The 12,807-nt window shown below is 64.0% G+C and carries 12 protein-coding genes; 3 read left to right on the top strand and 9 right to left on the bottom strand.

From position 1 onward, the window contains the following. Nucleotides 1-1,244: 1,244 nt before the first annotated feature. The 7 genes from gatB to EAV90_RS09775 all read right to left on the bottom strand — a co-directional run bounded on the left by gatB (nt 1,245) and on the right by EAV90_RS09775 (nt 7,311). Nucleotides 1,245-2,723 carry an Asp-tRNA(Asn)/Glu-tRNA(Gln) amidotransferase subunit GatB gene (gene gatB, locus EAV90_RS09805; RefSeq protein ID WP_122402898.1) on the bottom strand — a complete coding sequence of 493 codons (1,479 nt, stop codon included), beginning with the start codon at nt 2,721-2,723 and terminating at the stop codon, nt 1,245-1,247. Further along, nucleotides 2,720-3,022: a hypothetical protein gene (locus tag EAV90_RS09800; protein WP_122402897.1), complete on the bottom strand. Its 303-nt coding sequence runs from the start codon at nt 3,020-3,022 to the stop codon at nt 2,720-2,722. Before EAV90_RS09800 ends, gatB begins: the two co-directional genes overlap by 4 nt. Further along, on the bottom strand, nt 3,013-4,488 hold the full coding sequence (gene gatA, locus EAV90_RS09795; RefSeq protein ID WP_122402896.1) for an Asp-tRNA(Asn)/Glu-tRNA(Gln) amidotransferase subunit GatA: 1,476 nt from the start codon (nt 4,486-4,488) through the stop codon (nt 3,013-3,015). Before gatA ends, EAV90_RS09800 begins: the two co-directional genes overlap by 10 nt. Next, entirely contained in the window at nt 4,485-4,697 is a 213-nt protein-coding gene (locus EAV90_RS09790; protein WP_122402895.1) for a hypothetical protein, read from the bottom strand. Before EAV90_RS09790 ends, gatA begins: the two co-directional genes overlap by 4 nt. Nucleotides 4,698-4,715: 18 nt before the next feature. Continuing rightward, a complete protein-coding gene (gene gatC, locus EAV90_RS09785; protein WP_122402894.1) occupies nt 4,716-5,003 on the bottom strand; it encodes an Asp-tRNA(Asn)/Glu-tRNA(Gln) amidotransferase subunit GatC in 288 nt (95 codons plus the stop codon). A 76-nt stretch (nt 5,004-5,079) separates the two neighbouring features. Beyond that, the gene (locus tag EAV90_RS09780; RefSeq protein WP_122402893.1) at nt 5,080-6,156 is read right to left on the bottom strand and encodes an NAD(P)H-dependent flavin oxidoreductase; all 1,077 of its coding nucleotides are present in this window, start codon (nt 6,154-6,156) and stop codon (nt 5,080-5,082) included. Between the two features lie 114 nt (nt 6,157-6,270). Continuing rightward, nucleotides 6,271-7,311 (bottom strand): NAD(P)H-dependent flavin oxidoreductase, encoded by a 1,041-nt coding sequence (locus EAV90_RS09775; RefSeq protein WP_122402892.1) that lies wholly within the window; start codon nt 7,309-7,311, stop codon nt 6,271-6,273. A gap of 96 nt (nt 7,312-7,407) precedes the next feature. Between EAV90_RS09775 and EAV90_RS09770 the strand changes: the two genes are divergently transcribed. Then, nucleotides 7,408-8,298: a LysR family transcriptional regulator gene (locus EAV90_RS09770; RefSeq protein ID WP_122402891.1), complete on the top strand. Its 891-nt coding sequence runs from the start codon at nt 7,408-7,410 to the stop codon at nt 8,296-8,298. Between the two features lie 196 nt (nt 8,299-8,494). After that, nucleotides 8,495-9,430, top strand: a complete 936-nt coding sequence (locus tag EAV90_RS09765; protein ID WP_129143240.1) for a cyclase family protein — start codon at nt 8,495-8,497, stop codon at nt 9,428-9,430. Nucleotides 9,431-9,544: 114 nt separating this feature from the next. Here EAV90_RS09765 and EAV90_RS09760 read toward each other — a convergent pair whose 3' ends face one another. Next, entirely contained in the window at nt 9,545-11,770 is a 2,226-nt protein-coding gene (locus EAV90_RS09760) for a DNA/RNA non-specific endonuclease (RefSeq protein ID WP_122402890.1), read from the bottom strand. Nucleotides 11,771-12,039: 269 nt separating this feature from the next. Beyond that, nucleotides 12,040-12,267 (bottom strand): hypothetical protein, encoded by a 228-nt coding sequence (locus tag EAV90_RS09755; RefSeq protein ID WP_122402889.1) that lies wholly within the window; start codon nt 12,265-12,267, stop codon nt 12,040-12,042. 46 nt (nt 12,268-12,313) lie between these two features. Here EAV90_RS09755 and ruvX point away from each other — a divergent pair, with 46 nt between their 5' ends. After that, the gene (gene ruvX, locus EAV90_RS09750; RefSeq protein WP_162500242.1) at nt 12,314-12,805 is read left to right on the top strand and encodes a Holliday junction resolvase RuvX; all 492 of its coding nucleotides are present in this window, start codon (nt 12,314-12,316) and stop codon (nt 12,803-12,805) included. The last annotated feature ends 2 nt before the right edge of the window (nt 12,806-12,807 follow it).

Raw genomic sequence — 12,807 nt, 5'->3', positions numbered from 1 at the left:
TACCGCGGGATTTTGGGAGAACGATAACCATTGCGCGCGGACGGATGTGCGGCGTGGCGTACTGCGTGCAGCTCATCGTCGTCAGCCGCGCAGGCGGGTGACCCAGTATTCCAGAGACAGAAGTCATCCCCCGAGAAGCCGCGGCGTACTGGATCGCCCGGTCGAAGCCGGACACAGCGAATGGGGATCCCTGCGTGCGAACAATGGAATCAGGGCCCCAGCCCTCGCCTGCTCCAAGGCAGAACACCGACGTCGGCGCGGACGCGTCGCGGTCAGATCAACAATGTCGGGGGGAATGGAATGCCGGCAATGCCCCGGCTTCGAGAGAACGAGGGCGTCGGCGAACACGTCAGGACCAGATTCCACTTTGGCCCGAAGGCCTCTCGTGAAATTGCGGAGCCCCCAAGAAGGAGAACCGCACCGAACGAAGAAAACTCGTTTCTTCTGCCGGACCGCGAAAGAGAACAGCCCGACCGTTGACCTGATGTCTCGCCGACACCCTCTATCGTCGACCAGAACCTCCAGGAGGCGCTGATGACGTGCCGGCTATCTGGAGCCGGCAACTTCAGAAGCGAAGTTACTTCTTCTTCGCGACCTTGCGGGTCTTCTTCGCAGTCTTCTTCACTGCGCTCTTCGCCTTCTTCGCCTTCTTCGCCTTCTTCGCTTTCTTGGCCATGTTGCCCTCCGATGTGTGAGATGGCTTTAATCGCTGCGTGCACTCGGGGATCGAATGCACTTCATCCCGAATACACCAACACGAAGAAAAAAACAGCTTCTCGCTTAAAGAAGTGTTGACGCAGCAAGGCGCGTGCGCTTGGCGGGCGCGACGCAGGCGCTTCGCATCATGTGCGATTGCGATCGAGCAGAGTGATCGCATCGTCGCCGTTCGCGAACGACGCGATTGCACAAAAACACTATGCCGCAAGTATTTTTTCGCACGCGCGCATCGCGTGCGATCGACGCGACGGCGCGCATCGACAATCGCGCGATCGTGTCGCGAAAGCGTTTCGCGGACTCTGAGTCGCGAATTTTGGCAACGAAAATATTTTCATGCTTAACGGCGCGAGCGCTCGCCGAAGCGTCCGCAAGGCGCCGTTTTGGGCGAATCGCGTGACGGCGATTCGGTCGCGCCACCGCTGTCGATCGGGATGAAGTTTGCCGTTCGAGGATGCGCGCGAGCGGCGCACCGAGAGCCGAAAGCGAGGTGACGAAACGGTCCGTCACCTCGTTCGAACGTGTGAGGATCAGACGCCGAGCTTGGCCTTGAGCAGCTCGTTGACGCTCTGCGGGTTGGCCTTGCCGCCGGACGCCTTCATCACCTGGCCGACGAACCAGCCGAGCGACTGCGGCTTGTCCTTGACCTGCGCCGCCTTGTCGGGATTGGCCGCGATGATGTCGTCGACCACCTTCTCGATCGCCGAGAGGTCGGTGACCTGCTTCATGCCGCGGCTTTCCACCAGCGCGCGGGGATCGCCGCCTTCCTGCCAGACGATCTCGAACAGATCCTTGGCGATCTTGCCCGAGATCGTGCCCTCGCCGATCAGATCGATGATCGCAGCGAGCTGCTCGGCGTTGACTGGAGAGTCCGCGATATCCCGGCCTTCCTTGTTGAGACGGCCGAACAGCTCGTTGATCACCCAGTTGGCCGCCATCTTGCCGTCGCGCGCGCGGTTGGCAAGCCTGTCGAGCACGGTCTCGTAGAACACCGCACTCTCGCGCTCGGCGACGAGCACGCTCGCATCATAGGCCGAGAGGCCGAAATCGGCGACGAAGCGCGTCTTCTTCTGGTCCGGCAGCTCCGGGAGTTCAGCCTTCAGCTCGTCGACGAACGCCTGGCTGAACTCCAGCGGCAACAGGTCGGGATCGGGGAAGTAGCGATAGTCGTGCGCCTCTTCCTTGGACCGCATCGAGCGTGTCTCGCCCTTGTTGGGATCGTAGAGCCGCGTCTCCTGCTCGATCTCGCCACCATCCTCGATGATCTCGATCTGGCGTCGCGCCTCGTACTCGATCGCCTGGCCGATGAAGTTGATCGAGTTCATGTTCTTGATCTCGCAGCGGGTGCCGAGCGGCCCGCCCGGCTTGCGCACCGACACGTTGACGTCTGCGCGCAAGGATCCCTTCTCCATGTCGCCGTCGCAGGTGCCGAGATAGCGCAGGATCGAGCGCAGCTTGGTCACATAGGCCTTGGCCTGCTCGGCATCCCGGATGTCGGGCTTGGAGACGATCTCCATCAGCGCGACGCCGCAGCGGTTGAGGTCGACATTGGACATGGTCGGTGACCGATCGTGCAGCAACTTGCCGGCGTCCTGCTCCAGATGCAGCCGCTCGATGCCGATCGTGACGCTGCGGCCGCCGTCGAGCTCGACCAGCACCTCGCCCTCGCCGACGACCGGCGATTTGTACTGGCTGATCTGGTAGCCCTGCGGCGAGTCCGGATAGAAATAGTTCTTGCGGTCGAACACCGAGCGCAGATTGATCTTGGCGTTGAGGCCGAGACCGGTCCGGACAGCCTGCCTGACGCATTCCTCGTTGATGACAGGCAGCATCCCCGGCATCGCGGCGTCGACCAGCGATACGTGGCTGTTCGGCTCGCCGCCGAATGCGGTGGACGCGCCCGAGAACAATTTTGCGTTCGACGTCACCTGGGCATGGATCTCCATGCCGATGACCATCTCCCAATCGCCGGTGGCGCCTTTGAGAAGCTTGTGCGTGGCCGTGCTCATGTCTTGCTCCCGAGCAGCGTGGCAGCGATCCGCTCCCACTCCGCTTTCAATGAATCCTTCGCTACGGGCTGGCCGGCCTGGCGGTACCAGTAGCCGGCATTGCCGAGATCGCCTTCGACGCGGTGCAGATAGGCGTGCACCCAGGCGGCCTCACGGCTGCTTTCATCCTGAACGATCTTGTGGGCGCGGTCCCAGTCGCCCTTGGCGGCCCACCAGAGACCTCTAAGCGGCGCGTTCAGGCTAGGCGCGGGCACCGCGCCGTCGAGGCTCGCGATGAAGGCCGCGACATTCACCACCACCTCTCGGGCACGAAGCGGCCGGCGGCCTGCTCGATCACCTCGCCGAGCGAGAACAGCGTCTCCTCGTCGAACGGCCGACCGATCAGTTGCAGGCCGAGCGGCAGGCCCTGCGCGTCCTTGCCGGCGGGCACGGCGATGCCGGGCAGGCCCGCCATGTTCACGGTCACCGTGAAGATGTCGTTGAGGTACATCTCGACCGGATCGGCGCCGCCCTTCTCGCCGATGCCGAAAGCCGCCGACGGCGTCGCCGGGGTGAGGATCGCATCGACGCCCCTCGCGAAGCAGTCCTCAAAATCCTTCTTGATCAGCGTGCGCACTTTTTGCGCGCGCAGATAATAGGCATCGTAATAGCCGGCCGAGAGCACATAGGTGCCGATCATGACACGGCGCTTCACCTCCGCGCCAAAACCCTCGGCACGGGTGTTCTCGTAGAGCTCGATGATGTTTCTGCCCTGCTCGCGCAGGCCGTAGCGCACGCCGTCATAGCGCGCGAGGTTGGAGGAGGCCTCCGCCGGCGCCACGATATAATAGGCCGGCAGCGCATATTTCGTGTGCGGCAGCGACACCTCGACGAGCTCGGCGCCGGCGCTCCTCAGCCAGTCCGCACCCGATTGCCAAAGCTTCTCGATCTCCGCCGGCATGCCGTCGAGACGGTACTCCCGGGGAATACCGATCTTCATGCCCTTCACGGACTTGCCGATCGCCGCCTCGTAGTCCGGCACGGGAATGTCGACCGAGGTCGTGTCCTTCGGATCGTGGCCGGCCATCGAACGCAGCAGCATCGCGGCATCGCGCACGCTGCGCGCGATCGGACCGGCCTGGTCGAGCGAGGAAGCAAAGGCGACGATGCCCCAGCGCGAGCAGCGGCCATAGGTCGGCTTGATGCCGACCGTCGCGGTGAACGCCGCCGGCTGGCGGATCGAGCCGCCGGTATCGGTCGCAGTCGCGCCCATGCAGAGCAGTGCCGCCACGGCCGAGGCCGAGCCGCCGGACGAGCCGCCGGGCACCAGCGTGGCGTTGCTGCCGTCGCGCCGCCAGGGATTGCCGACGGGCCCGAAGCAGGAGGTCTCGTTCGACGAGCCCATCGCGAACTCGTCATTGTTGAGCTTGCCGAGCATCACGGCACCATCGCGCCAGAGCTGCGAGGTGACGGTCGACTCATACGTCGGCACGAAATTGCCGAGGATTTTCGAGCACGCCGTGGTGCGCACGCCCTTGGTCGCGAACAGATCCTTGATGCCGAGCGGGATGCCGGCGAGCGGGCCGGCGTCACCCTTGGCGATCTTGCCATCGGCCTCCCGTGCCATCGCGCGGGCCTGGTCGGGCGTCTCCATCACGAAGGCGTTGAGCACGCGCGCGGCTTCGATCGCGGAAAGATGCGCGTCGGTCAGCTCGAGCGACGTGAAAGTCTTGTCGGCGAGGCCCTTGCGGGCCTCGGCGAGCGTCAGCGATGTCAAATCGGTCATTTATTGATCGGGCTGCAGAAGAACGGAGACAGGGTCTTGTCGTTGGCCGGGTCGTCTTTTTTGGCAGCGGCTTTCGCGGCAGCCTCGATCTCGTCGAGCACGGCATTGACGGCGACATTGGGATCGGCAGCCTTGCCCTGCCGCTCCATGTTGTCGAGGTAATTCATGTAGGCCTGATAGGCCTTTTCATCGTCGCAAAGCAGGCACATCGGACCACGTCCTAAGAGTTACTCTACGACCTTGGGCACCAGGAAGAAGTGACCTTCGGTCGCGGGCGCGTTGGCAACGATATCGTCGGCGATCTCGCCGTCATTGACCACGTCCTGCCGCTTCTTCATCTGCATCGGGGTGACCGAAGTCATCGGCTCCACGCCCTCGACATTGACTTCCGAGAGCTGCTCGACAAAGGCGAGCATGGCGTTGAGCTCGCCCTGCAGATGCGGAACCTCCTCCTCGGACACCGCAATGCGCGCCAGATGCGCGATGCGGCGGACGGTAGCGGCGTCAACGGACATTATATAAGGCCTCTCACGGCAAAACCTATGTGCCGTATAGCAGAGGCCGCTTTTGCGCCGCAACCGGCGCTTCCCCCTATCCGGCGAGGGCCTTCATGCGCCCGAGCGCCGATTTGGCGAGATCCCGGGTCAATTCGGCGGCGGGCACCTCGCGGCCCAGCGCAATCGCCTGTCCCGCCCAGAGATTGGTGAAATCCACCCTGCCCTGCTTTTCGGCAGCGGCCTTCAGCGGCCCCAGCGCGGTCGCGGCATGGGGAAAAGGCGGCGCATCCGGCGAGACCGGGCCGGCCTCACGCATCAGGCGGTTCTGCACGCCGCGCGCCGGACGGCCCGTCATGACATTGGTGATGACGGTGGAATCGTCCCGCGCTTCAGCGAGCGCCTTGCGGCCGCCCGCGCTGACCTTGGATTCCGGACAGCGCAGGTAAGCGCTGCCGATCTGCACGCCGGAGGCACCGAGCGCAAAGGCTGCGGCAATGCCGCGTCCATCGGCAATGCCACCGCAGGCGATCACCGGCACCTTCACGGCATCGACGACCTGCGGCACCAGCGCGAAGGTGCCGGGCTGCTCGGCGATGTTGTCGGTCAGGAACATGCCGCGATGCCCCCCCGCCTCGGCGCCTTGCGCGATCACGGCGTCGACGCCGTGCTGCTCGAGCCAGACCGCTTCCTTCACGGTCGTGGCGGACGAGATGACGAGACAGCCGGCCGCCTTGACGCGCCTCAGCAGCGCTTGCTCCGGCAGGCCGAAATGGAAGCTGACGACCTCCGGCTTCAGCTCCTCGACCACTTCACAGAACGCCGCATCGAAAGGCGCGCGGTTTGCAGCATTGATCGGTGCCGAGGGATCGAGACCATGCTCGGTGTAATAGCCCGCCAACCGTTGCTTCCAGCGCGCTTCGGCCTCCGCCGTGAGCTCGACCGGTGTATGGCAGAAGAAGTTCATGTTGACCGGTGCCTTCACGCGCTGGCGGATGAGACCGACCTGCTCGCGCGCCTTCTCTGCCGAGATCATTGCGCAGGGCAGCGACCCCAGCGCCCCGCCTTGCGCAGCCGCAACCACCAGCTCCGCATCCATCACGCCAGCCATCGGCGCCAGCACGATCGGGAATTCGGTCTTGAAGAGGTCGATCAGTCGACGGTCAGGCCACATGGTTCTTGCCTCGTATTCGCTTTCCCATCTCCCCTTGAGAGGGTGGATCGCCGCGCAGCGGCGAGACGGGTGAAGGGTGTGTCTCCGCGGACGCAGACCTCTTCGGATTTGAATTTATTCTCCGCGGACAAAGCCCCTCATCCGGCGCTGCGCGCCACCTTCTCCCACAAGGGAGGAAGAGAAGGCATCGGTCACCGAATTTCGTTTTCCTTCGAGCAGCTGCTCGGCCTCGACCGCGATCCGCTCGACGATCTCGGCTGCGGGCGGAATATCATGGATCAGGCCAACGGCTTCGCCGGCAAACACGGCTGCAACCTCGAAATTGCCCGCGGCCTTCGCCGCAGCATATTCAACGGCGACCTCACTGGCGCGTTGCATGAGCTCGACCTCGCGACCCGTCCAGCGTTTGATGTGATCATTGACCAACGTTCGCGCGGTGAACGGCGCCGGCCAGAACAGCTCCCGCGACCAGTCGGCGATGACGCCGCGCACCGTCTCATTGCCGTCGGCATCGCGAATGCGCTGCTTCGCCTTCTCGGCGCCATTCGCCTCCACGCTCGCATAGAAGCGCGTACCAATCAGCACGCCGGATGCCCCCAGCATCATCATTGCTGCGAGGCCCCGGCCATCGGCGATCCCACCGGCCGCGACAACCGGCACGCGCCTGGCCGCGAGATCGACGATGGCAGGCACGATATCGACCGTGGTGCGCGAGGCGCCGTGGCCACCCGCCTCCGTCCCTTGCGCGATCAGGATCTCGGCGCCGGCATCGAGCGCTTGCTTCGCCATGTCCTCGCTCTGCACCTGGCAGATCAGCCGCACGCCGCTCGCCTTGATGCGCAACGCGAACGGCGCGGGATCGCCGAACGAGAGCATGATCGCTTGCGGGCGAGCGTCGAGCGCGATGTCGAGCAGCTCGGGCTGTTTGGCGAGGCTCCAGGTGATGAAGCCGATCCCGAACGGCGCAAAACCCTTCAGCTCGGCAGCCTCAGCCTGAAGCCGGGCCCGGTCGCCGTAACCGCCACCCAGGATGCCGAATCCACCCGCCTCGCTGACGGCGCGGGTCAGCCGGGTGCCGGCGATCGTGTCCATGGGCGCCGACAGGATCGGATGCTTGATCCGAAGCAGCTCCGTGAGCGGCGTTGTGATTGGCATGAATCCTCCCACTCTGGACAGCGAGACTAGGCGCAGCTAGCATTCGCGAAAAATGAATTGTTGCGAATGCTGCCATCTCCAAAGCGGAACGACGCCATGGAACTCAGCGACATCAAGACCTTCGCCGCCGTCGCCCGCACCGGCGGCATCACCCGCGCCGCCGAAGAGCTCAACACCGTGCAATCGAACGTGACCCAGCGCGTGAAGGCGCTGGAGGCGGAGATCGGCACGCCGCTGTTCGAGCGCCACAGCCGCGGCATGACGCTGACAGGCGCCGGCAAGCGCCTCCTCCCCTACGCGCAAAAGATGGCGGCGCTGTCGCGCGAAGCCTTGCTCGCCGCGCGTGACGACGGCGAGCCAAAGGGACCGCTCGCCATCGGCTCGATGGAGACAACGGCAGCGGTGCGGCTGCCGCCGCTGCTGGCCGATTTCCACCGCCGCTTTCCCGCGGTGCGACTTTCCTTGCGCACCGCGCCGACCGCCGACCTCGTCACTGGCGTGCTCGACGGCACGCTCGACGGCGCCTTCGTCGCGGGGCCCATCACGCATGACGACCTCACCGCGACGAGCGCCTTCCGCGAGGAGCTGGTGCTGGTCAGCGCGCGGCGCTGGGCTTCGCTCGCCGAGCTGCGCGCCGGCACGCCGGAGTCCGGCCCGACCGCACTGGTATTCCGCACCGGCTGTACCTACCGCCAACGGCTCGAACAGGTGTTCGTCGAGTTCGGCTGGCCGTCGGCCGCACGCTTCGAGCTCGGCACGCTCGACGGCATGATCGGCTGCGTCGCCGCGGACATGGGTGTGACGCTGCTGCCGCGCGCGGTTGTCGAGCGCAGTGCGATGCACGGCAGCGTGTCGATCCACACGCTGAGCCCTTCGTACGCACGCGCGGAGACGCTCTTCATCCAGCGCAGCGCCGGACATCAATATAGCGCGCTTCAAGGCTTCGCCGCCTGCCTGAAGAAAGACGACGACGTCATCGCGGCCTGACGCGAGCGCAGACGTTCCACGACACGAAATTCGCCGTCACAAATTTGTCGTACTCACAGTGCGCGCAGCCGATGCTGCGTTCAGCCGTCGCATCACAGCGCTCGAAAAGTTTTGAAGCGCGTGAGTATTCTACGTTAGGATGAGAGACTGGCCAGCGCGAAACCGTAACGAAGCCAAAACATCGGGAGGACTATCGATGCGCAATACACTCGTGTTGTGCTGTGTCGCCGCGTTGTCGGCGATGTCAGGAACTGCAAGCGCTCAGGACTGGACCAAATCGAAATGGGGGCCGAACGACGAGATCGGCGCCGCCAATTACATGACGCCCGAGCTCGTGGTGAAGGCGGCATCGCTGGTGAAGACCGGCAAGACCTATGCCCTCGGCATTCCCGTCACACCGCAAACGCCGGCCTATCCTCCGCGCAGCTTCAAGATCACCGTGGTCCAGCCGGGACAGGCCGGCAGCCCGGGCCTCGGTCCCAACAAGGCCACCTACAATGACGATATCCTCGACACCTGGGTCGGCATCGGCAGCCAGCTAGACGGCCTCGGCCATCTCGGCGTCGAGCACGTCTACTACAACGGCAACAAGCTCGCCGATTTCGCCGATCCGACCGGGCTGAAGAAGCTCGGCATCGAAAAGGTGCCGCCGATGGTCACGCGCGGCGTGCTGCTCGACATGGCGGCCTATTTCAAGACCGACGTGGTGAAGGAAGGTACCGCCTTCAACATCAAGGAGATCGAGGAAGCCGCCAAACAGCAGAACGTCGAGATCCGCCAGGGCGACGTCGTCATCTTCCACACCGGCTGGCTTAGCCTGATCGGCAAGGACGACAAGCGCTACTCGGCCGGCGAGCCCGGTCTCGGCGTCGAGGGCGCGAAGTACCTCACCAGCAAGGGCGTCGTCGCGATCGGTGCCGACACCTGGGCGCTCGAGGTGCTGCCGTTCGAATCCAAGAACGTGTTCGAGGTGCACCAGATCCTGCTCGCGATGAACGGCACCTACATCCTCGAAAACATGGACACCGCCGCGCTCGCCCGAGACAAGGGCTACGAATTCCTGTTCGTGCTGGGACAGCCGCGCTGGACCGGCGGCGTGCAGGCGATGATCAACCCGATCGCGATCCGCTGACATCCCACACGGCTCCGTCGCAACAGCCCCGGGTGAGGGTCTTGCAGTGTCTCGAGAGAGTACACCGCTCCCTCACCCGAATGCTGCGCCGGTCCCGCCGCTCGAACCTAGGCTCTAGATCCGAATGTCCTCATAGGATTCGATCCGCCGCGGGCCGACCGAGGTTGCCTCGTGCGAGTCCGCGTCGGCGAGATTGCCGAAGTCGAGCTTGGTCAATTTCGTCAGATCCGCGATCGAGACCTGGAACACGCTGACGTCTGCTTCGGACATCCGCTCGAGCAGATCCGCCTCCTGGATGCGGTCTATCTCCATAACCTGCTTTCGCTGGCTCATCAGGAACGCCGCCGCTTTGAGCGCGTCGCCATCCTCGTTGCGCCGGATCAGGATCTTCCAGAAATATTTCGGGATTTGAACCCCGCCAAAGCTCGGATCCTTGTGCGGCCGGCCGGCCGGATCGGGCAGATCGGATCCGTCGGCATCCGGTCCGTCGAACACCGGGCCGTTCATGACGATGCCCTTCTCCTCGCCTTCGAGCAGGACATCACGCGTGTAGTCCTCCAGTCCTGCCCAGAGCTGCTTGCCCTGATTGAACGAGAAGAACTGCGGCGAGCAGTTGGTGAAATGGAAGGAATCGTCGCCATGCTGCTTGGCTGCGGCGACGGTGTCGCCCCAGGTTGCATCCAGACGGCGTACGAGATGACCGCGGTCGAACGGATTCTTGCTGCGGTCCGCCTCGAAGGTGGCCTGCTTGCGGTAGAACTCATCGCCGATCTGGACGTCGTCGTCGATGCGCGGATCGCGCAACCAGGAATCACCTTCCCGCTTGCCGACGTCCTGCTGCTTGCCGCCATCGATATTGACGCAACTGAAGAAGGCGAGCCTGCGCTCTTTGTTCATGACGACGCTGTAGTTGAAATATTTCAGCTCGGACTGCTTGGAGCTTCCCTTCAGCATCGCGATCCGGGACTTGAGAGCGGACGGAATCTTCGGCAACGGCACCGAGAACTTGCCGGTGCCCAGGAAATTCGCCTTGTATCCGGGACGCGATTTCAGCGTGCTCTGATCGATATGCACGGCCTCCATCGGCAAGCCGTTCTTCGCGCTGATGTTGGGCAACAAGCCCGCCGGTGGGGCGATCAACGGCTTGCCGCCATTGTGCATGCCGCCGTTCGGTGCTCCGCCGTTGCCTCCCGGCGGGCCCTGCACGGGCGCCGGCGGAGGCATCGGAATTTCCGTCCTGAACATCGGCAACGGCACGCGGATCGGAACCACGAGCGAGGTCCCGTCGAGGGATTGCTCGACCCAGGCATTGGCACCGAAAGCAGGCGCGGGGGCCGGCGGCCGGACTTTCGCGACCTCGTCCCGGATCGGCGGCTCCTCCTCATCGAGCACCGGCCTGATCAAGGGATGAGAACCAATCGCAACTTTGAGATCGGCGACGATCGCGCTGATCCGGATGCCTTCATTGGCGATCCAGTCGATCGAGGATTCGTCCATCGTCGGCTTCCACACCTTGCCGTCCTTGGTCAGGGTGCGGCCCTGCGCATCCTTCCGAGGAACGCCACTGTGGTGCAGCGCGACCACCTGCCAGAAGCGGTTGAACGCCGGCGATCCCGATGATCCGGCCGTCGTATCGGTGTTGTACCAGAGGAAGTCGCCGACATATTTGAGCAGCTTGTTCTCGCGGACGCAGACCTGCTTCATCTGACCGCTGGGATGCTGGATGATGGTGAGGTACTCGCCGGGGTCTGCCTTGCCGGGCGCGCCGCTCAGCGGCAGCCATCCCCAATCCTCGAGCCCCTCGTTGCCTGACAGCGAGGTCGGCGCCACCGCAACGACCGAGAAATCCAGCCTGTCGTTGGTGTAGAAGAATTTGCCCGGCTCGAATCCGAACCGCACCGGCACACGCTCCTGTCCCGAAACATCCAATTCATAGTTGAAATCGGCAATCGAATTGGCCGCCTCGGCCGGCGTACCGAAGACATGATGGTTCGTCAGCAGCAGGCCGGGTCCGATCAGAAAGCCCGAGCCATAGCCGAGCAGGTTCGACTTGAGATCCCTGAGTTGAATGCGGCAGACCGGGCGCGAGGCGGCCGTTCCCTTGGCCAGGTAATTGATGCTGTCGAGATCATTGCCCTGGAGAATTCGCTCCAGGCCGATCTCGGCCGCCTGCACGTCCTGCGTCTCGGCCAGGAGCTGGCGCTGGCGCTGGCGTATCTTTTCGACGGTCATCTCGATCGGCCCGTCGCCCAATTTACGGTTCAGGGCATCGGGTGAGAACTCGGCTTGCTTGAATCGCCTTTCTGAGCCCGCGATCAGGCTTGGCTTGATGAGCATCATGACCTCTCAAAATACTGGGCGAATATTGGACATGGTCGGCGCCTGAAAATCTGCGCCAAGGTTGCAGCGCGGTTCGGACCGCAGGTCGCTGCCGATCGTTCTGAAAATCGGGGCACCGCCCCTACTACTTTAGGCCCATATATTTATTCCACAACAACCAGAGCGTCAATCAACGTGCGCTGCTGAGGACGCGACATCATGCCATGGTCTGCGGCGCCGTCCGTGTGACATTTGCCACAAATGATCGCTGCATTTGTCCGCCACCGTTCTCATGCGCTTCTTCCGATCGCCTTCAGCTGCCATCGTCGCAGCGCCACGATGGACCAGATCGCCTCGACCAGGCCGAACGGCCAGGCGCCCTGGAGGAAACCGTAAGCCGAGCCGAGCGCGCAGGATGCGGCGAACAGCAGCACGAACCAGTGGCTGCGATCCTCCAGGGCATAAGTGACCAGCATTGCCGTGACGGCGAACAGGCCGAATAATGTCAGCGCATCCATGTTCCGGGTTCACTCCGCAGCGTGACGCGTGATATGCGCTAACGCCATGCCGGCTCTTATCCTGCCTCTCGTCGAAGCTGCAACCCATTGGCCCGCGCGCGGCGCGCTGGTCGGGCTCGATCTCGGCACCAAGACCATCGGTGTTGCCGTGTCCGACCCCGATCGTCGGCTTGCGACCGGCGTCGAGACCATCTCCCGCAAGGCGTTCAAGCAGGATGCCGCCCGCCTGCTCGCGATCGCGGCCGAGCGCAAGGCGGCCGGATTCGTGCTCGGCCTGCCCATCAACATGGACGGCAGCGAGGGCCCGCGCGCGCAATCCACCCGCGCCTTCGCGCGCAACCTTGCCGGCCTGACCGCGCTTCCCATCGGTCTCTGGGACGAGCGCCTCTCGACCGCGGCGGTCGAGCGCGAGCTGATCGGCATGGACGTCAGCCGTGCGAAGCGCGCCGAGGTGATCGACGAGCATGCCGCGATCTTCATCCTGCAAGGCGCGCTCGACCGCCTCGCCAATCTTCGCGCCAGCCCGGGGATCGATTGATC

This window comes from Bradyrhizobium vignae (assembly GCF_004114425.1).
GTDB lineage: Bacteria > Pseudomonadota > Alphaproteobacteria > Rhizobiales > Xanthobacteraceae > Bradyrhizobium > Bradyrhizobium vignae.
This window is presented reverse-complemented; position numbering and strand designations above follow the sequence as displayed.